At 25.7% G+C, this 21,076-nt stretch carries 23 protein-coding genes; all 23 read left to right on the top strand.

The genetic code is table 11. From position 1 onward, the window contains the following. Positions 1 to 3: 3 nt before the first annotated feature. The 23 genes from AWT63_RS02535 (at position 4) to galE (ending at position 21,075) form a co-directional block, all read left to right on the top strand. A complete protein-coding gene (locus tag AWT63_RS02535) occupies positions 4 to 1,137 on the top strand; it encodes a GTPase (RefSeq protein WP_068268214.1) in 1,134 nt (377 codons plus the stop codon). 93 nt (positions 1,138 to 1,230) lie between these two features. After that, positions 1,231 to 1,998: an MBL fold metallo-hydrolase gene (locus AWT63_RS02530; protein ID WP_068268212.1), complete on the top strand. Its 768-nt coding sequence runs from the start codon at positions 1,231 to 1,233 to the stop codon at positions 1,996 to 1,998. 5 nt (positions 1,999 to 2,003) lie between these two features. Continuing rightward, a complete protein-coding gene (locus AWT63_RS02525; protein WP_068268210.1) occupies positions 2,004 to 2,558 on the top strand; it encodes a uracil-DNA glycosylase family protein in 555 nt (184 codons plus the stop codon). Continuing rightward, the gene (ychF, locus tag AWT63_RS02520) at positions 2,555 to 3,658 is read left to right on the top strand and encodes a redox-regulated ATPase YchF (protein ID WP_068268209.1); all 1,104 of its coding nucleotides are present in this window, start codon (positions 2,555 to 2,557) and stop codon (positions 3,656 to 3,658) included. Before AWT63_RS02525 ends, ychF begins: the two co-directional genes overlap by 4 nt. Positions 3,659 to 3,667: 9 nt before the next feature. Next, a complete protein-coding gene (locus tag AWT63_RS02515; protein WP_068268208.1) occupies positions 3,668 to 4,498 on the top strand; it encodes a mechanosensitive ion channel family protein in 831 nt (276 codons plus the stop codon). Then, positions 4,476 to 5,093: an MBL fold metallo-hydrolase gene (locus AWT63_RS02510; RefSeq protein WP_231723210.1), complete on the top strand. Its 618-nt coding sequence runs from the start codon at positions 4,476 to 4,478 to the stop codon at positions 5,091 to 5,093. Before AWT63_RS02515 ends, AWT63_RS02510 begins: the two co-directional genes overlap by 23 nt. 11 nt (positions 5,094 to 5,104) lie before the next feature. Then, the gene (locus tag AWT63_RS02505) at positions 5,105 to 5,755 is read left to right on the top strand and encodes an SIMPL domain-containing protein (protein WP_068268204.1); all 651 of its coding nucleotides are present in this window, start codon (positions 5,105 to 5,107) and stop codon (positions 5,753 to 5,755) included. Positions 5,756 to 5,767: 12 nt separating this feature from the next. Beyond that, positions 5,768 to 6,340 (top strand): elongation factor P, encoded by a 573-nt coding sequence (gene efp / locus AWT63_RS02500; RefSeq protein ID WP_068268202.1) that lies wholly within the window; start codon positions 5,768 to 5,770, stop codon positions 6,338 to 6,340. A gap of 43 nt (positions 6,341 to 6,383) precedes the next feature. Then, positions 6,384 to 7,184: an endonuclease/exonuclease/phosphatase family protein gene (locus tag AWT63_RS02495; protein WP_231723209.1), complete on the top strand. Its 801-nt coding sequence runs from the start codon at positions 6,384 to 6,386 to the stop codon at positions 7,182 to 7,184. Next, on the top strand, positions 7,174 to 8,526 hold the full coding sequence (locus tag AWT63_RS02490; RefSeq protein WP_068268199.1) for an MATE family efflux transporter: 1,353 nt from the start codon (positions 7,174 to 7,176) through the stop codon (positions 8,524 to 8,526). Before AWT63_RS02495 ends, AWT63_RS02490 begins: the two co-directional genes overlap by 11 nt. Then, positions 8,523 to 9,977 carry a deoxyguanosinetriphosphate triphosphohydrolase gene (locus AWT63_RS02485; RefSeq protein WP_231723208.1) on the top strand — a complete coding sequence of 485 codons (1,455 nt, stop codon included), beginning with the start codon at positions 8,523 to 8,525 and terminating at the stop codon, positions 9,975 to 9,977. The genes AWT63_RS02490 and AWT63_RS02485 overlap by 4 nt, the downstream gene beginning before the upstream one ends. 12 nt (positions 9,978 to 9,989) lie before the next feature. Next, positions 9,990 to 10,592, top strand: a complete 603-nt coding sequence (locus tag AWT63_RS02480; protein WP_068268198.1) for a TrmB family transcriptional regulator — start codon at positions 9,990 to 9,992, stop codon at positions 10,590 to 10,592. Beyond that, entirely contained in the window at positions 10,589 to 11,275 is a 687-nt protein-coding gene (locus AWT63_RS02475) for a site-2 protease family protein (RefSeq protein ID WP_068268194.1), read from the top strand. The genes AWT63_RS02480 and AWT63_RS02475 overlap by 4 nt, the downstream gene beginning before the upstream one ends. Continuing rightward, complete coding sequence (locus AWT63_RS02470) at positions 11,275 to 12,210, top strand: DHH family phosphoesterase (protein ID WP_068268192.1); 936 nt, start codon at positions 11,275 to 11,277, stop codon at positions 12,208 to 12,210. The genes AWT63_RS02475 and AWT63_RS02470 overlap by 1 nt, the downstream gene beginning before the upstream one ends. Next, positions 12,207 to 12,506, top strand: coding sequence for a hypothetical protein (locus tag AWT63_RS02465; RefSeq protein WP_068268190.1), 300 nt, complete (start codon positions 12,207 to 12,209; stop codon positions 12,504 to 12,506). The genes AWT63_RS02470 and AWT63_RS02465 overlap by 4 nt, the downstream gene beginning before the upstream one ends. 72 nt (positions 12,507 to 12,578) lie before the next feature. Beyond that, a complete protein-coding gene (gene lepB / locus AWT63_RS02460) occupies positions 12,579 to 13,829 on the top strand; it encodes a signal peptidase I (RefSeq protein ID WP_068268188.1) in 1,251 nt (416 codons plus the stop codon). Then, positions 13,819 to 14,190 (top strand): GNAT family N-acetyltransferase, encoded by a 372-nt coding sequence (locus AWT63_RS02455; protein ID WP_068268185.1) that lies wholly within the window; start codon positions 13,819 to 13,821, stop codon positions 14,188 to 14,190. The genes lepB and AWT63_RS02455 overlap by 11 nt, the downstream gene beginning before the upstream one ends. A 118-nt stretch (positions 14,191 to 14,308) precedes the next feature. Next, positions 14,309 to 15,487, top strand: coding sequence for an ROK family transcriptional regulator (locus AWT63_RS02450; RefSeq protein WP_068268184.1), 1,179 nt, complete (start codon positions 14,309 to 14,311; stop codon positions 15,485 to 15,487). A 24-nt stretch (positions 15,488 to 15,511) separates the two neighbouring features. Then, the gene (mglB, locus tag AWT63_RS02445) at positions 15,512 to 16,519 is read left to right on the top strand and encodes a galactose/glucose ABC transporter substrate-binding protein MglB (RefSeq protein ID WP_068268182.1); all 1,008 of its coding nucleotides are present in this window, start codon (positions 15,512 to 15,514) and stop codon (positions 16,517 to 16,519) included. Positions 16,520 to 16,585: 66 nt separating this feature from the next. Continuing rightward, entirely contained in the window at positions 16,586 to 18,073 is a 1,488-nt protein-coding gene (mglA, locus tag AWT63_RS02440; protein WP_068268178.1) for a galactose/methyl galactoside ABC transporter ATP-binding protein MglA, read from the top strand. Positions 18,074 to 18,084: 11 nt separating this feature from the next. Beyond that, positions 18,085 to 19,083: a galactose/methyl galactoside ABC transporter permease MglC gene (gene mglC, locus AWT63_RS02435; RefSeq protein WP_068268174.1), complete on the top strand. Its 999-nt coding sequence runs from the start codon at positions 18,085 to 18,087 to the stop codon at positions 19,081 to 19,083. A 1-nt stretch (position 19,084) separates the two neighbouring features. Then, positions 19,085 to 20,098 carry an aldose epimerase family protein gene (locus tag AWT63_RS02430; protein WP_068268172.1) on the top strand — a complete coding sequence of 338 codons (1,014 nt, stop codon included), beginning with the start codon at positions 19,085 to 19,087 and terminating at the stop codon, positions 20,096 to 20,098. Beyond that, a complete protein-coding gene (gene galE, locus AWT63_RS02425; protein WP_068268169.1) occupies positions 20,095 to 21,075 on the top strand; it encodes a UDP-glucose 4-epimerase GalE in 981 nt (326 codons plus the stop codon). The genes AWT63_RS02430 and galE overlap by 4 nt, the downstream gene beginning before the upstream one ends. Position 21,076: the final 1 nt, after the last annotated feature.

Genomic DNA, 21,076 nt, shown 5'->3' with positions numbered 1-21,076 from the left:
AGTATGATTCAAAAATATTGCACAGGATGTGCTTTATTATTGCAAACAGAAAATGAAAATGAATTGGGCTATATACCACTTGAAAAATATCTTACAGGTTCACAATTAATATGTAAAAGATGTTTTAGACTTAAAAATTATGGTGAAAAACCTAGTGATAATGAGAATAAGTCAGAATATATAAAAATTGTTAAAGAAGCCGTAAAACAATCTGACATAGTTATGCCAATATTTGATGTTATAGACCTTGAGTCTTCATTTACTACTGAAATTTTAGATATTTTGGAAGATAAAAAATCATATATAATTTTAAATAAACTGGATTTATTGCCTGATTATTTTACTGCAACTGAAATTGCTAGATGGTTTAAAAATAGACTTGTAGATGAAAACATTTTTGCCCAAGACATGTCTTTTATATCAGCAAAAAGCAAGTTTGGTATAAAAGGTATACTTAAAAAGATTAAAAATATGGCTGAAGATAAGAAAAATATTAAAGTTGCTGTAATAGGTGTATCAAATGTAGGAAAATCATCGGTTTTAAATTTACTTTTAGATAAACCTAAAATTACTACATCTAAATATTCTGGAACAACAAAAGGAAGCATAAAAAACAGTGTAATGTTTAAAAATACTAAAGTTACATTTATTGATACACCCGGACTTATACCGGATGGAAGAATAAGTGATTTATTACCTGATAAAGCGGGAGTAAAACTTGTTCCAAACTCAAGTATACCTAGAAAAACATTTACTTTACAAGAAGGACAAGTATTTATGTTATCAAGTCTTATGTATTTTAAAGTAAATAAAAAATGTACCATCCAAGTATTTACATCTAAAAATATACAATTTCATGTTACAAATGAAAATAAATGCAAAGAACTTATGGAAAATGGTTATTTCAAATTATTGACACTTGAGCAAGAAAACGAATATCTTAAAAATGAATTTGAAACTAAAAATATTATAGTTGATTACGGTTATGATTTGTGTATATCAGGTCTTGGATTTATAGAAATAAAAAAAGGACCACTTGATATTACAGTGTATAAACCAACATATGTAACAATTAAGATAAGAGAAAGTATTTCTAAAATAAAAAAAGTCACTTATGAGGAAGAAGAAATATGGTAAAAAAAATTTTGAAAAGACTGCTTCTTTTATTAATATTTTTTACTGCAACATATATAATTACAATAAACTTGACTGAAAAAGAGGTAATTAAAATTGAAAATATCAGTATTAGGTAGCGGTAGTGCTGGGAATTGCAGTTTTATTGAAGTGGGCGGCAAAAAAATATTAGTTGATGTCGGTTATAGTTTAAAAAAAATAGAAGAAAAATTAGAAGTTATAAATCAAAAAATTGAAGAAATAGATGCGATTTTTGTTACACATGACCATAGTGACCATATAAAAGCATTCGGTACAATTTCAAGAAAATATGATATCCCTTTATATGTACATGAAGATTCAATAAAAAAAGTATATAAAAAACTGGGAAAAGTAAATATGGATAATGTGAATTTACTTAATGACAGAAAAGTTTTTTTAGATAATATATTAGTTGAAAATTTTGATGTTATGCATGATTCCGCTCATAATTTAGGATATAGTTTTTATTATAAAAATGAGAAGTTAAGTTATGTAACAGATATAGGTAAAATAACAAATATTGTAAAAAAAGCGTGTATAGATAGCGACTTTTTAGCGTTTGAAAGTAATTATGATATGGACATGCTATTAAATGGTTCTTATCATTGGAATTTGAAAAATAGAGTTAAAAGTAATGTAGGACATATTTCAAACGAAGAAGCAACAAAGTTTTTAACAAGTATAGCTAACAATAGATTGAAAAAAATAATTTTATTACATTTAAGTGGAGAGAATAATACACCTGATTTAGCATATAATGAACTTAGACCTAAAATTGATAAAAGAATTAGTATAGAACTTTCAAGTCAGGCTCCAACAAAAATATTTGAATTTAAAAAGTAGGAAAAATGTGGAATGAATTAGAATTAAAAATAAAAATAGACATTAAATGTAATCCGTTAAAGTCAAGATTGGAACCGTTTGTAGGTGAAGGTAATAAAAACGCTGATATATTTGTAGTTTTTGACAGTATTACTAAAAGTATGTCAGCTTGCAAAAGCATAATACCAAGTGATGAATGCAAAATGTTAAAAACAATATTTGAATTTTCAAAAATAAATTTTGATGATTGTTTTTTTACAACTTTAAATAGGTATTATAATCCGAATATAATAGAATATGAGGAAAGAAATACATGTATGAAGTTTTTACTTGAAGAAATATATTTGGTAAAACCTAAATATATAGTAGTAGTAGGGGAAGAAATATTTAATTTTATGTACATGTATTATACGAAGAAGAAAAAAAATAAAAAATATGTAGATATAGTAAAAAATGTAGGAACTGTTTTTGATTTTTACGGCATACCACTTATACCAATATATGATATGAGCTATATTTCAAAAGCAAAATTAGAAGAAAAAAGAAAATTAGTACAAGTTTTAAAGGAGATTAAAAAATGATAGGAATAGGTATAGTTGGATTACCAAATGTTGGAAAATCAACATTATTTAATGCTTTAACAAAAACACAAAATGCACTTTCTGCAAATTACCCTTTTGCAACAATAGAGCCTAATATTGGTTTAGTTGCTGTACCGGATGAAAGAATAGATAAATTAGTAAAATTGATTAATCCTAAAGCAGTTATAAATGCAACAGTTGAATTTGTTGATATTGCTGGACTTGTTAAAGGTGCATCAAAAGGTGAAGGATTGGGGAATCAATTTTTAAGTAATATAAGAAACACACAAGCTATATGTCAAGTTGTTAGATGTTTTGAAGATGAAAATATTATACACGTTGAAGGCAATGTTGACCCTATAAGAGACATAGAAACTATTAACCTTGAGCTTATATTTTCAGATATAGAGACTATAGATAGAGCATTGTCTAAAAATATGAAACTTTTAAGAGGTGGAAATAAAGAAACTAAGGCTTTAGTTGAAGTACTTGAAAAATGTAAAAAACATCTTGAAGATGAAAATTTATTAAATAGTCTTGAACTTACAAATGATGAATTTGAATTAATCAAAGTTTATCAATTTTTGACTATAAAACCAATGATGTATGCAGTTAATATATCAGAACAAGATTTAAGTTCACATAATGATAATGAATATGTAAAAAAAGTTAAAGAGTACGCAAAAAAATCAAATAGTGAAGTTGTAAGCTTTTCAGCTAAAGTTGAATCTGAACTTGTTGAAATAGAAGATGAAACTTTACGTGCTGAATTTATTGAAAGCTTAGGAATAACAACGCCAAGTTTAAATAGACTTATTACGGTTGGTTATAAGATATTAGGATTAATAACATATTTTACAGCAGGAGAAAAAGAAGTAAGAGCATGGACTATAGCTTCTGGTACTAATGCACAAAATGCAGCTGGAGAGATACATACTGACATACAAAAAGGATTTATTAGAGCAGAAGTTGTAGATTTTGATAAATTTATACAAAATAACGGTTGGCAAGGCTCAAAAGAAAAAGGAGATATGAGACTTGAAGGAAAAGAATATATAGTAAATGACGGAGATCTAATGTTCTTTAGATTTAACGTGTAAAGGAGTTTTATGAACTATATAAATTTAATTACAAAAGCATTGCAAAGAGCTGATATTTTTTCTATAACAATAGGAATACTTTTAATAATTTTTTATAATAAAATAAGACTATTTTTAGATAAGATAAGTGGAAAAATATTTTTAAAATCTAATTTAGAAGAAAGCATAAAAGTTTTTATTAAATCAATAATAAACATAGGTGTTAATATAATTTTAGTAATCATAATTGTAAAGCAATTTGGTTTTGATTTAAGTGCAGTAACATCTTTAGTTGCAGGACTTAGTATATTTTTAGGATTTGCCTTTAAAGAAATAATAGGAAATTTTGGTGGTGGACTTATCCTTATAATTTTTAAACCATTTAAAATTGATGATATAATTGAATATAAGGGAATAACTGGTGTTGTAAAACAAATAGAACTATTTTACACAACTATAGTAAATTTCCAAGGTGATATGATAATAATGCCAAATGGACTTGTTATTAATACTGAGATAAAAAATATAACAAGAGATCCTAAAAGAAGATTGGATTTAGTAATATCAGTAGGGTATAATTCAAATATAGAAAAAGTCAAAAATATACTAAATGAAATTGCACAAGATTGCCCTTTATTATTAAAAGATACAAAAGCTATTATAGGGATTAGTGCACTTAACACATCAAGTATAGATTTTGCTTTTAATGTTTATGTATCAAGTGAAAATTATGCAAATGCTAAATTTTATCTACTTGAAACAGTAAAAATGAAATTTGATGAAAATAATATTGAAATACCATATCCACAGTTAGATCTTCACATGAGAGGAGATAATAATGGAAGTAAAACTGTTTTATGATGAAATAACATATTGTAACAGTTATTTGGTTATACGTGAAAATAAAGAATGTGCTATTATTGATTCAGGTGGAAAGGATATGAGTAGATTAATAGAGTATATTAAATCAAATAATCTTGATTTAAAATGCATATTAATAACTCACGGTCATTTTGATCATATTATTGGAACACCACAAGTTTTAGAATATAAAAAGGTTCCGGTTTATGTAAATGAAAAGGATAAGGAATTTTTCTATAATCATATACTGTCATTATCTTACTGGATAGATGAACAATTTAAACTTGATGATAAGTACGAACTTAGTTTATTTAATGATAAAGATATGATATTTGGATTTGAATGTATTTCAACACCTGGACATACAAAAGGAAGTACTTGTTTTTATGATAAGGAAAATAAAGTTATGTTTACAGGAGATACTTTATTTAATATGGCTTATGGAAGAACGGATTTTCCAACAGGAGATGCAAGACAATTAAGAGATAGTTTAAATAAAATATTATCAATGGAAAAAGATATTACGATATATCCGGGACACGGGGAAAATTCAACAATTAATCAAGAGTATATCAATTATTTCGGTTGTTATTAGGAGATTAGAAGATGAATAAAATGTCAAATATAATAGTGGCAATAGTATTAGCATTAGGTGCCATAATATCTATGGCAATAATTGCAAATGCAATAGAAAGAAACAATACAAGTAATAAAACTATAACAGTAAGAGGAAATGCTGTTAAAGAATTTAAAATTAAAGAATATAGTTTTGATGTAAGTATTTACGTTAATTCAAAGGATATAAATAAAGCTTATGATGAATTATTTGAAAAGGAACAAAATATAAAAAATGTTCTTGAAAATGGTGAAACATATACTGAAAGTAATGTAAAAGCTAAAGCAAACTTTAAAGAAGGAAGTAGTAGTGTAAAAGACTATGAAATATATAAAACACTGACATTTAATAATGTAAGTATTGAAAAATTAAATAAAATTAAAGAAAGTTTGGATTTATTAGCACTTCAAATAAAAGATATAACAGTTTTGGATATAGTAAATACATATGAGAGTGAAACTGATGATGATAAAAAGGAATTATTATCACAAGCAATGAAAGATGCTAAAAATAAGGCATATACTTTAGTTAAAGCTAATAATCATGACTTAGGCGATGTTAGAAAAATATTACAAGGTAGATTTTTTAAGGAAAAAAATAAATTATCAGTTATAGTAACTGTTGTATATGAGATAAATTAAGGAGGATAAAATATGAAGCCAGCAATGGAACTAAGACAAGGAAGTACATACAGAAAGGACGGAGTACCATACATAATATTAAAAGCTGAGAGACATCAATCTACATCAGGTAAAAAAGCAAGAGCAGCTGAAATGAAATTTAAAATAAGAGATTTAATTAGTAATAAAGTACAAGAAATAACAGTATTATCAACAGAAATAATGGATGATATTATACTAGATAGATTCCAAATGCAATTTTTATATCAAATGGACGGAGAATATAATTTTATGAACCAAGAAACATTTGAACAAATAGCACTTGGAGAAGAAGAACTAGGAGATGCTGTAAATTACTTAGTAGAAGAAATGGTAATACAAGTATTAATGTATGAGCAAACTCCAGTAGGTGTTGAATTACCTAATACAGTTGTAAGAGAAGTTACATACACTGAACCTGGATTAAAAGGGGATACAATAGGTAGAGCAACTAAGCCAGCTACTATAAATACAGGATATGTATTACAAGTACCATTATTTGTAGAAATTGGAGATAAAATAAGAATTGATACAAGAACTGGCGAATATATGGAAAGAGCAAATTAATAAGGCACGACTAAGTGCCATTTTTTACAATGGAGTTTTGACAGTGAAAAAAATTTTTATAATACTACTATTTTCATTTATTACATTTTCAGAAAAAATAAGTATAGCAAGTTTTAATATTGCAAGACTTGGAGAATCAAAAAAAGATTATAAAGCCTTAGTTAAAATAATAAAAAAATTTGATATAATAGCATTAGAAGAAGTCATGAATGAAGATGGTATAATTACTTTAAATGAGAAATTAGGAAAAGAATACGATTACATACTTTCAAAAGCAGTAGGAAGCAAGAAATATAAAGAGCATTATGCTATAATTTATAAAAAATCAAAAGTAAATGAAATAAAAAATATTGGAGTTTACAATGATAAAAAAGATGATTTTATAAGGGAACCATCAGCTTTTTATATTAAATCAAATAAATTTGATTTTGTTTTAATTCCGGTTCATTCAATATTTGGAGATGACCCGAAAAAAAGAATGATAGAAGCTTCTAAGTATGTAGAAGTATATGATTATTTTTTAGATAAAACAAATGAGGAAGATATCATAATTTTGGGTGACTTTAATTTACCTGCAAATGATAAGGCTTTTTTGAATTTAAAAAAGAAAAATATGGTAAATATAATAAATCCTGAAAAAAATAAAACTACTTTATCTAAAAAAGGTTTAGCAAATTCATATGATAATATGTTTTTAAATTTAGAAAAAACCAAAGAGTTTACAAATACTTTTGGAGTATATGATTTTACTAAAAATAATTATGAAGATATTAGAAAATATGTTTCAGATCATCTTTTAATTTTTGGTATTTTTGAAAATAGTGAGGATATTGATGAAAAATAATACTTGGTTATATAGAAAGATTATGTATCTTTCTATACCGGTTGCTTTAGAAAATTTGGTATATAGTTTAATAAATTTTATAGATATTTTTATGGTAGGTAAAGAAAATCCTGCACTTGGTCTTGGTGCATCTGCAATAAGTGCATTAGGAGTATCAAATCAGATTTTTTTCTTATTTACCGGAAGTTTATATGGAATTTTAAGTGGTTCTAATATTTTAGCAGCACAATATTTTGGTTCAAAAGATTACAAGAGTCTTAGAAAAATTATGGCAATTACTTTAATTGTAGGTCTTATGTTTTCTCTTCCTTTTATAGTACTAGGAATTATAATGCCTGAAAAAATAATTGGTTTTTATACACAAGATGTAACTGTAATAAAACTTGCAAAAACATATTTTAGACTTATAATTTATACTTTTCCTTTACATGCAATAGGATTTTCAATTGCAATGATGTTTAGAGCTACAAATATGCCAAAGTATTCGTTATATGCTTCTATTACAGGTTTAGTTATAAATATAAGTTTAAATTTAATTTTAATACCTAATTTTGGAGTATTAGGTGCAGCAACAGCAACCCTTATTTCAAGAATAATAACAGTAATATATGTAATTATTATTATTTTATACAAAAAAATACCGATTATTCCATATAAAAATGAAATAAAAGAGATTAGTTTCAATTTTATTTCAAAATTAGTAAGTATTTCATCTTTAACATTTGTACATGAAGTATTTTGGTCTTTAGCATTTTCGATTAAAGTTATGTTATATGGTAAACTTGGTACAATTGCTTTCTCAAGTGTACAAATAGCAACAAATATAAGTGGTTTAATATTTACATTATTTATTGGTATTTCAAGTGGAACAGCAGTTATTATAGGAAATGAGATTGGTAAAAATAATAAAGATAAAGCATATAAATATTCAAAGGAATGTTTAAAATTATTTTCTATACTATCTGTTTTAATATTTATATCAATAAATGTATTTGCTCCAATATTTTTAAGATTTATGAAAGTTAATAGTGAATTATATACTACTACTTTAAGTGTAATTCGCTCAGAATCGTTTGTAAATTTATTTAAGGGATATTCAGTTATATTTTTAATTGGTATATTAAGAGCTGGAGGAGATATATTTTATCCATTAATAATAGAATTAGGATTTATGTGGATTATAGGAATACCTATTACATATTTTGCATTGCTGTATAAACTACCTATAGCAATTGTTTATTTGTTGTCTTGGCTTGACGATTTATTTAAACTATATCCATGTGTAAAAAGATATTTAAGTAAAAAATGGATAACTAATTTGACAAAGGAAGTGAAACAATGAGAATGAATTGGAAAGACTTACTTTCAACAGAAAGTCAAAGAACTAGAAGTAGCGTAAAAGCATCAGATATTAGAGATGATTTTGAAAAAGATTTTCATAGAATAGTAAGTAGTCCATCTTTTAGAAGACTACAAGATAAAACTCAAGCTTTTCCACTGGAAGAAAATGATTTTGTAAGAACAAGATTAACGCATTCAATAGAGGTTTCATCTTTTGCCAAGGCATTAGCAACTTCGATTGGAAATAGAATAATAGGTGAAAAATTAGATGAAGATTTTGGTTATAATGAACTTAATTTTATTGTATCAATACTTTCTTCTGCTGCATTAATGCATGACATGGGAAATCCTCCTTTTGGACATTTTGGAGAAGATAGTATTAGAAGTTGGTTTAAAAATAATGTTAGTAAAATAGAAGTTATAGATTTTTATGGAAATAAAGTGAAACTAAATAAATTATTAAATGAGCAAATGTTACAAGATTTTTATAACTTTGAAGGTAATGCACAAACTTTAAGAATAGTTTCAAAACTTCATTTTATAGTTGATGAATATGGAATGAATTTAACATATGGGCTTCTTAATACAATAATAAAGTATCCTATTTCATCACTTGAAATTGATAAAAGTAAAAATGATAGTAGATACAAAAAAATGGGTTATTATTTTGCTGAAAAAGAATTATTCGGTAAAATAGTTTCAAGTACTAAGTGTTATAATAAAAAAAATCCTCTTACATATTTACTTGAAGCAGCAGATGACATTGCTTATGCAACTGCTGATATTGAAGATGGATTTAAGAAAAAACATATAAGTTTTCAGAATTTTGAAGAAAAATTAGCAGAATTTGGTTTTAAAAAAGGAAATGTGTACTATGACAGATTTTATAAATACTATGAAGATGCTAATAAAAAGGATGTTTACGATAAAAAAGAATATGCTGTTCAAAGATGGATAATATCTATACAAGGTCTAATTATTAATGATGTTGTAAATACTTTTATTGATAATTATGAAAAAATAATGAATGGGGAATTGGAACAAGATTTATTTTATTATGCACCTTGTAATAATTTAGTTAAAATGTTAAAAAATATGGCTAAAGTATATGTGTTTGACTCAAAGATAATAAGTAAAACTGAAATATCGGCAAATACAATTATACATTCTTTGCTTGATAGTTTTATACCAGCTATCGTAAATTATGATACTTTATATGATACAAATGATTCTTTATTTAAAAGATACAGAATAATACTATCTGATAGTCATCAGTATATTTATAAAATATATGCAAAAAAATATGAAAATGAAAATAAAAATAGAGTTGAAGAAGAAAATATATATAATTATAAGCTATATTTAAGACTTCTTTTAGTAACTGATTTTATATCTGGAATGACTGATAATTATAGTAAAACTTTATATCAGGAATTAAAATCTATAAAATAAACGGAGATTATAATGGATGTAATTGAAAAATTAAAAAAAATAGGATTTAGTTTAGCAGAAGCACAAATATATATGGAATTGCTTAAAAATCCAGGTTTAAATGGTACTCAAATATCTAAAGTTACACAATTGCCAAGAACCACCGCTTATCAGGCACTAGATAGTTTAAGTAGCAAAGGAATAATAAATCTTATTCCAACACAAACGGATAAAAGAAATTATATACCTGTAAATCCTAAAGATATAATTAATGATATAAAAAAAGAATATGAAAATATACTTGCAAATATTGGTTTAGAACTTGAAATGATATATAAACCAAGTAATTTCTTTGAAGTGTATAATATAAACGGAAGACTTAATTTAATATATAAAATGCAGGATATGATAAGTGGTGCAAAGTCAAACATAGTTGTTGTTGGGCTTACAGAACTTGATTTATTGCCAAAAACTCAAATAAATATGCAGATTGAAGATAGTGATAACGAATTTATCGTTTTGGTAGATGATAGTGAAATTTTAATTGGAAATATAAATGATAATTACGCAAATGGAATATATACTAAAAATATGTATGTAGTATCACAATATTTAAGAAGAAGGAATGATAAATGAAAATTATAATAACAGTTATAATACTTGGAATAGTAATTTTATTACATGAATTAGGGCATTTTTTGACAGCAAAATATTTTGGTTTAAATATTAGAGAATTTTCAATTGGAATGGGGCCTAAAATTTGGTCTTATGGTATATATAAATTGAGATTATTGCCTTTGGGTGGTTATGTTAGTATTGAAGATGAAGAATTTGATAAAATTACAAATTTAAAAAAGTTAATAATATTAAAAGCGGGTATATTTATGAATATTCTTACTTGTTTTATATGTATGGGTCTTTTAAATATATCAAAAGTATTTGTTAATTTTTATAACTTAATTTATTTAACTTTTAAAGGATTAATATTAATATTTTCAAAAGGTGCATCAATGTCTGATTTTGTAGGTCCTGTAGGGCTTCCTATTTTAGTTGGTAATATTGTAAATAATGCAGGTTATTATAAAGGAATAATAGTTTTTACAGCAATAATATCACTTAATTTAGCAATAATGAATTTACTTCCTATACCGGCACTTGACGGAGGTAGAATACTTTTTACCTTATTAAATATGTTGGGATTAAAAATAAGTAAAAATGTTGAGCAAATTGTTCATTTGATAGGAATGATTATATTATTAATATTTATGATTGCTTTGATTTATAATGATATATTCAAATATGTGTCAGGTGGTATGTGATGTTAAAAAAAATAAAAGAACAAATTGATAATGCAAAAAATATTGTAATAGCAGGACATGTAAATCCTGATGGAGATGCAATTGGAAGTGCTATAGCACTTAGTAAAATGATAAAACAATATGGTAGTAGTAAAAATGTTAAGGTTTGCTTTAATGATGAATTACCTGAATATACAAAAGAATTATTAAAAGATATTAATATTTATAAAGAAGTTACAGATGACATTGATTTATTAATATCTGTTGATACAGCAAATCTTGAAAGGCTTGCTGTAACAAAAGAAATGATAGAAAAGGCTAAAAAAACAGTGTGTATAGATCATCATATAAGTAATACTGGTTATTTTGACATTAACTATATTAAAGATATTTCTTCAGCAAGTGAATTAATTTATGATTTTTTAGATGTGTTAAATATAAAATTAAGTAAAGAAATTGCTGAATTTATGTATCTTGGCATAATAAACGACACAGGCAATTTTAGACATTCAAATGTAACAAGCAATACATTTAGGATTTGTGCAAATTTACTTGATGAGGGTATAAATGCAAGTTATATTACACAAGTTCTATTTTCAAAATCAAATAAAAAAGCTGAAATTTTTTCAAAGGCTATAATAGATAAAATTTATTTTGAGGACATTAAATTTGCCTATTACTATTTAAAATACGAAGATATGTTAAAATTAGGAATTACAAAAGATGACACAGATGGAATAGCTGAATATTTACTAACAATAAAAGAAAATGATATTACTTTATTTTTAAGAGAAGAAGCAGATCATAGTATTAAAGGAAGTTTTAGATCTAAATTTGTTAATGTAAATTATATAGCATCATTTTTTGGTGGTGGAGGGCATATAAAAGCGGCAGGTTTCAAAACAAATATGGCAGTAGACGATATAATTGGAAAGGTAAGGGAATTATTGAAATGAAAAAATCATTAATTTTATTATTATTTTTTATGGTATCATGTAGTGCGGTAACAGTTGCACCAAAATTAAAAAGAGAAACAATTTATAAACTAAGTCAAGAATATGTAGAAAAAACATACGGAGAATATGTGCCTTTAGATAAAATAGGGTTTTATAGAAGAGGTCCAAAAAGACCTTGGTATGTCAATTTATATGGAGAAGAAGGACTTTATTTGCTTGATATATCAGAAGATGGAGAAATTATTAAAGCCAAAAAAGTCATTGAGTATACAAATAAAAGTGTTTATAGAAGATAAGATAATATATTTGGTATATTTATTACAATGTGATATAATTGTTTAAAATATACAATAAGGAGATTAACTAAAATGTTTTTATGGATATTATTTTATATAATTACAGCGATTGCTATAATATTATTCTTTGTTAATGAAAAATTTGTTACAAACAATATAAATAAAGTATCTGATTTTATATATGAAAAAGTTAATATGGAAAAATCAATTAATGATAATATTATTAAAGGAATAAATATACTGTCAGCACTTTCTATACTTGCCGTATACTTATTTTTTATGGATAAAACTAAAAGTGAAGTTATACCTATAAAGTTTTACGCATTGCATTTTATTGTTATTGTTAATATATTAGGATTTTTATTTAATAAATATAAAGAATATTTATTTTTATTAAATTTTGTTATGTTTATAGCAGCAGTAGGATTAGTTGGTATAGATGATATATATTTCAAATATACTATGCTTGCGACATTATTTGTGATAGTAATTTCGTTATTTCTTGAAAAAGATAAGTTTAAGGAAAGTTTAAGAAAATTATTAAATGGATTATTCCTTATTTTACTTGCTTCAATAATACAACTTCATTATTTAGGAAATTATATTATACCTACTCAATCAATGGAACCTACTATACAAGTGCAAGATAGAATATTTTCTAATAATATTTTATATAAATTTAAAAGTCCTATGCTAAATGATATAATCTCATTTAGTGAACCACTTGATAATAAAGTAATGTATACAAAAAGAATAACAGGTGTAGCAGGAACTGTATTTAAAATTGAAAATGACAGAGTATACAGTGATAATAAACTTATAAATGACAGATATTATTCTCTTGGAACAAGTTCTGTTTATAGTATGTTAAATCAAAGTATATACATACCTAAAAAAGGTGATGAAGTAAGTATAAGTAAAATAGTTTCAGTAAATATATCAGATGGGACACTACAATTAATAGAACCTAAAGAATTTATTGAAATTGCAAAAGGGCTTGATTATAAAAGATTGATAGGTCTTTATAATTCAAACAATTATGAAAGTAAATATAGATATACATTCTTACTACAAGCCAAAGGGCATAATGAAATGATGCTTCCCATAATGGATTTTAAATATGATAAAGATTTATTTGATAAATTATTAAATGGAGGTTCAGTTACATTAACAGACGATTATTATATGGCTATGGGAGATAATACAGACAATAGTCAAGATTCAAGATATTTTGGTTATGTAAAAAAATCAAGAATAAAAGGAAAACTATTTTTCAGATGGTTTCCTATAAATAGAGCTGGATTAGTAAAAGATGAAAAATAATTTTATTACTGATATACATAATATGGTATTTAATAATAAAGTTACAAATAAATATTTTGATGATTTACAAAATATATATAATATTTACTCTATAAATGACGAGGCATATTTAGTTTTAATAGACAGTATAGATGTTTATGAAATATTTGAGATAGCTGTACACCCGTTATTTAGGAGAAAAGGGTATGCCAGTGAATTGATTAACCAAATTCCTAATGATAAAGATATTTTTTTAGAAGTAAACGAAACAAATAGTGCTGCAATAAGTTTTTATTTGAAAAATGGCTTTAAAATTATATCAAAACGTAAAAATTATTATGGAAAAAATAGTGCTATAATCATGAAAAGAAATAAAAATTAATAAATTTAAACTAGGTAAAATAGGATATTTTAACCTAGTTTTTTTATTTGTTAATAAAAAAAGGTATATTTTAATACTAAAATTTGTTTTTTTAAAAATAAAAGGGTATATATTTACTATGAAAGAAAATAATAAGTTGAGAACAAATGACTACATACTATTAAATGCTGTGTTTGAAAATGGAGATATGACAGCATTAGAACTTGCAAAAAAACTTGATTTAACACCTGCGGCTATATCTAAAACATTAAAAAAATTAAAACAAAGAAATTATATTATAGAAGATGAACCAAAAAAAGGTACAGGAAGAGGAAGACCAAGAAATGTTATTAAAATAAATGGTGATTTTAAAAATATAATTGGAGTTAATTTTGGAGCAGATTTCATAGATATTTGCATAGGTACATTAAATGGAGAAATAATAGAATCAAGAAGAAAAAAATTTTTTTTAAAAACACAAGAAAGTTTGGTTAATTTATTAATATCTGAACTTGATGAATATATAAATAAGTATAAAAAAGAAAGTATAATAGGAATAGGTTTAGCATTAAATGGAGTATCTGATGTAAAAAAAAGAATTGCTAAATTTTCACCATATTTTAAATGGAAAAATTTAAAAATAGGAGAGCTTTTAGAAGATAGGTATAATTTACCTGTTGTAATAGATAATGATGTTAGAGCAATGTTAAATGCAGAAAGAATGATAGGAAACGCCAAAAATAAGTCAAATGTATTTTATATTTATATGAAAAACGGCATTGGTGGAGCAATGATAATAAATGGTAATATGTATTATGGTTCTAATAGTCAAGCAGGAGAGGTAGGACATTTTATTATCAATAAACATTCAAATTTTGTCTGTAAATGTGGTAAGACAGGATGTCTTGAAGCAGAATTTTCTGAAAAATCAATAAAACTAATGATTATATCAGAATATGAAAAATCTACATTAACATCATTTGATAACAATTATACGATAAAACAAATATATGAAAAAGCAAAAGATGATCCTTTTATTATGCAGACTGTATCTGTGGTTTCATATAAAATTGGAGAAGCAATAGGTAATTTAATGAATGTATTAGATATTGGGGATGTAATTGTTTCAGGAGATATAATTTATTCGGGAAATGTATTTTTAGAAAATTTTCAAAAAGGTATAAACTCGTCATTGACATATGATTTTGGCAGTAAAATAAGAGTACATATAACAAAATTAGGAGATAATGTAGAAAAGTACGGAGCATTATCACTAATAATGTCTAATTTATTTTCAAATTTAAAGTTAATAAAATAATAAAAAATATAATTGGGAGGAATTATGAAAAAAATTTTAGTTTTCTTAGTATCATTACTATTTGTATTTGCTTGTGGAAAAAAAGCTGATACTACAGCCGCTGAAGGTAAAAAAATCAAAATAGGTGTAACTATTTACAAATATGATGATAACTTCATGGCAACATTTAGAGATGATTTAGTAAAATTTGCAGCAGAACATCCAAATGTTGAATTAGCATTAAATGACTCACAAAATCAACAATCAATTCAAAATGATCAAATTGATACGCTAATATCAAAAGGTGTAGATGTTTTAGCAATAAATTTAGTTGATCCATCAGCAGGTCCTACTATAATTGAAAAAGCAAAAGCAGCCAACATACCTATCGTATTATTTAACAAAGATCCAGGTATAGAAGCTTTAAAATTATATGATAAAGCATATTATGTAGGAAATAATCCTGAACAATCTGGAGAATTTCAAGGTGAATTAGTAGCTAAACACTGGAAAGCAAATCCTAAATTAGATTTAAATGGAGACGGAATAATTCAATATGCAATGCTTAAGGGAGAACCTGGACATCCAGATGCAGAAGCAAGAACAGAATATGTTATTAAAAAATTAAATGAATTAGGATATAAGACTGAAAAAGTATTTGAAGATACAGCTTTATGGGATGCAGCTCAAGCTAAAGATAAAGTTGATGCTTGGTTATCTTCTCCTAAAGGAAATGCAGTAGAAGTTATACTTTCTAATAATGATGGTATGGCATTAGGTGCATTAGAAGCAACAAAAGCACACAATAAAAAATTACCTATATATGGTGTTGACGCTCTTCAAGAAGTTTTATTATTAATTGAAACTCAAGAAATTTTAGGAACAGTATTAAATGATGGTAAAAATCAAGCTAAAGCAACTCTTGATTTAGCAATAAATCTTGCAAATGGTAAAGATGCAGTAGAAGGAACTGAATGGAAATTAGTAGATAAATCTGTAAGAGTACCTTATGTTGGTGTAGATATTGATAATTATAAAGAATATAAAAAATAAGTTTTATAACCATTTAGAAAAAGATACCTTAAATGGGTATCTTTTTCTTAGCAAGGGAGAAAAATAATGACAAAATATGTGCTGGAAATGGAAAATATATCAAAAGAATTTCCCGGAGTTAAGGCATTACAAAATGTTCAACTTAAAATAAAGCCAAACAGTGTTCATGCACTTATGGGTGAAAATGGTGCTGGTAAATCAACTCTTATGAAATGCTTATTCGGAATATATATAAAAGATACGGGAACAATTAAATTAGAAGGGCAAGAAATAGCTTTTATAAATTCAAAAGATGCTTTAGAACACGGAGTTTCTATGGTTCATCAAGAACTAAATCAAGTTGTTCAAAGAAATGTTATGGATAATATCTGGCTTGGTAGATATCCTAAAAAATATGGATTAGTTGATGAAGATAAAATGTATAAAGATACTTTAGAGATTTTCAAAAAGTTGGATATAAAAATAGATCCTAGAGAAAAAGTTGAAAATTTAAGTGTATCTCAAATGCAAATGCTAGAAATAGCAAAAGCTGTGTCATATAATTCTAAAGTTTTAATTCTTGATGAACCAACATCTTCTTTAACTGAAAATGAAGTAGGGCATTTATTTAGAATAATAAAACAGCTGCAAGGAAATGGAGTAGGAATTGTATATATTTCACATAAAATGGAAGAAATAAAAGCGATTTGTGATGAAATAACTATTTTAAGAGATGGTCAATGGATAACAACAAGAACAGTGGCAGACTTATCAACAGATGAAATAATAAATTTAATGGTAGGTAGAGAACTTACTAATAGATTTCCAGCAAAAGATAATGTGCCAAAAGATGTTATCATGGAAATAAAAAATCTAAATTCAAAAGTATTAAAAGATATTAATTTTGATTTGAAAAAAGGTGAAATACTTGGTATAGCAGGATTGGTAGGTTCAAAAAGAACTGAAATAGTTGAAACTATATTTGGAGTTTTACCTAAAGATGAAGGACAAATAATATTACATGGTAATGAAATAAATATAGAAGAGCCTAAAGATGCTATAAAAAATGGAATAGCACTAATAACGGAAGACAGAAGAAGAACAGGTTTATTTTCAATGTTGGATATTAAATTTAATTCAATAATATCTAATGTAAGAGCATATAAAACAAAATATGGACTTTTAAATGATGCTTTAATAACAGATGAAACTAAATGGGTTATAGATAGTATGAAAGTTAAAACGCCATCTCAAAAAACAAATATAGGTAACTTATCTGGTGGGAATCAGCAAAAAGTAATTATTGGAAGATGGCTTTTAACTCAACCTGAGGTTCTTCTTATGGACGAACCTACAAGAGGTATAGATGTTGGAGCAAAATATGAAATATATCAACTTATGATAAATCTTGCAAAAAATGATAAGGGTGTAATAATGATATCATCAGAAATGCCTGAATTATTAGGAGTTACAGATAGAATTTTAGTAATGAGTAACGGTAGAGTTGCCGGAATTGTTGATACAAAAACAACATCACAAGAAGAAATATTAAGATTAACAGCAATGTATCTATAACGGGAGGAAAAATGAAAAATCAAAAATTAAAAAATCTTCTACTTGATAGAGGAATATATCTGGTATTGATAGTATTAATATTTGGAATAATAGCAAAAGATCCTACATTTTTAGGTATAATAAACTTTAAAAATATATTAGTTCAATCATCAGTAAGAATGATATTAGCACTTGGTGTTGCGGGTATAATTGTTACACAGGGAACAGATTTATCAGCAGGTAGACAAGTTGGACTTGCAGCAGTTGTAGCAGGTTCATTACTTCAAAGATTTGGAGTTTCAACAAAGGTATATCCTAGTTTATCAACTCCTAATCCTTTATTGGTTCTTTTATTAGTAATGGCTATTGGAGCTGTAATTGGATTATTTAATGGTATTATAGTTGCAAAATTAAATGTTGTTCCATTTGTTACAACTATGGGAACTATGACTATTGTTTACGGAATAAATTCACTATATTATGAATATATTGGAAATAAGCCAGTTGCAAGTTTTGATATGAAATATAGTTCAATATCACAATTTATTGAAATTGGCGGTATGCAAATACCAAAATTAGTAATATATGCAATAATTGCAGTAATATTTATGTGGATACTATGGAATAAAACAGTATTTGGTAAAAACTTATTTGCTGTTGGTGGAAATCCAGAAGCTGCTGTAGTATCAGGAGTTAATGTAGTTAAAACACTAATACTTGTATATGTTTTATCAGGAATAATGTATGCTACAGGTGGATTTTTAGAGGCTGCACGTGTAGGTTCAGTTACAAATAACATGGGATTCATGTATGAAATGGATGCTATTGGAGCTTGCGTTATAGGTGGAGTATCATTTTCAGGCGGTGTTGGTAAAATTTCAGGTGTAGTTCTTGGGGTTATAATTTTCACTGTTATAAACTATGGTCTTTCATATATAGGTGTAAATCCTTACTGGCAATATATTATTAAAGGTTTAATAATAATTTTTGCAGTAGCAATAGATATGTTGAAATATAAAAAAGGTAGATAATATGAAAATAACTAGCTTTAATATATCGGACAATATTGTAAGATACAATATAAAAAAAGATAATGGCTTTGAAGTGAGTATATTAAATTTAGGTTGTATAATAGAAAAAATAATTTATAATAGTCAGAATATGGTTTTATCGTATTCTGACTATTCTTGCTACATAAATAATCCATCATATATGGGAGCTTTAGTAGGAAGAACAGCAGGTAGAATTAAAGATGCAAGTTTTAATATTGGAGATACTACATACAAACTTGATAAAAATGATGGAAACAACAATAATCATGGTGGTATAGACGGCTTACATAATAAAATATTTAAAGGAACCATTTTAAAAAATGGAATTAAATTAGAATATTTTGATGAAAATAATAGTAAATATCCTGGAAAAGTTATGTTTACAGTGATATATACAGTTGATGAAAAAAGTGATAAAATAAAAATGGAATATTTTGCAACAACTAATGAAACTACATATATAAATTTAACAAGTCATTCATATTTTAATTTATCTGGATTAAAAGAAACAGCACTTAATCATTATATAAAAATTAATTCTGACAAATATTTAGAGCTTGCAAATGATATGATTTCAGAAAATATAAAAAGTGTTGATAATACAGTTTTTGATTTTAGAGCTGGTAAATATCTTAATGAAGATATTAATTCAAATGAAAAACAATTTAAAATTAGTTATTATTTTGATCACTGTTTTTCATTAAATAAGAAAAATAATGAATATGATATTTTATTGAAATCTAATGTAAATGGAATTACTATGAAAATTAAAACAAATCAAAGAGCAGTTGTTATGTATGTAGGTAATTTTTTAGATGAAGTTGAACCGGTAGATAATATAGAAAAAAATCCTAAGCATTTAGGTGTAGCACTTGAAACGCAAGATTATACAAACGGAATAAATTTAGGAAAAGATTTTCATAATTTAACAACAAAAGATAAACCATATTATTCTTTTACTGAATTAATATTTGAAAAAGGGGAAGAAAAATGAAAAATATTTTAGTTATTGGTGGAGCAGGATACATAGGATCACATACTGTTAATCTTTTGAAAAAACAAGGCTATAATCCAATAATATATGATAATTTATCAAAAGGACATAAAGAAGTTGCTGATATATTAGATGTAAAACTTATAATTGGAGATTTAGGAGATAGAAATCACTTAAAAGAAGTATTTGAAAATGAAAATATTGATGCTGTAATGCATTTTGCTGCATTTATTGAAGTTGGAGAATCAGTTATAGAACCTGGTAAATATTATGAAAATAATGTAGGAAAAGTAATAAATTTACTTAATCAAATGGTTGAAAGTAACGTAAAATATTTTGTATTCAGCTCAACAGCTGCAACTTTTGGTGAGCCTATAGAATCAAAAATTAAAGAAACTCATCCACAAAATCCTATAAATCCATATGGGATGTCAAAATTAATGGTAGAACATATGTTAAAAGATTTTGAAAGAGCATATGGATTAAAAAGTGTAGTTTTAAGATACTTTAATGCTGCCGGTTCTGATGAAGATGGTCTTATTGGAGAAAGTCATAATCCAGAAACGCATTTAATACCACTTGTTGTAAAAACTGCAAATGGTGTTAGAGATAGTATAAAAATATATGGAACAGATTATCATACTTTTGATAAAACTTGCATAAGAGATTATATACACGTTTATGATTTAGCAGTGGCACATATAGTAAGTATGGAGAAAATGCTAAACGAAAATGTTTCTCTTGATTATAACTTAGGTAATGGAACTGGATATTCAGTTAGAGAAATAATAAATACAGTAAAAGATATTACAAAAGTAGACTTTAAAGTTGAGGAAACTGATAGAAGAGCTGGAGATCCTGCAATACTTATTGCAGATCCTGAAAAAATAATAAAAGAATTAGGATTTAAGCCTAAGTATAACTTAGAAGATATAATATCATCAGCTTGGAAATGGGAGAAAAATAAAAAATATTAAG

It is taken from the genome of Caviibacter abscessus, assembly GCF_001517835.1.
In the GTDB taxonomy this organism is placed as follows: domain Bacteria; phylum Fusobacteriota; class Fusobacteriia; order Fusobacteriales; family Leptotrichiaceae; genus Caviibacter; species Caviibacter abscessus.
The sequence above is the reverse complement of the archived record's forward strand: the minus strand, read 5'-3'. Positions and strand labels throughout refer to the sequence as shown.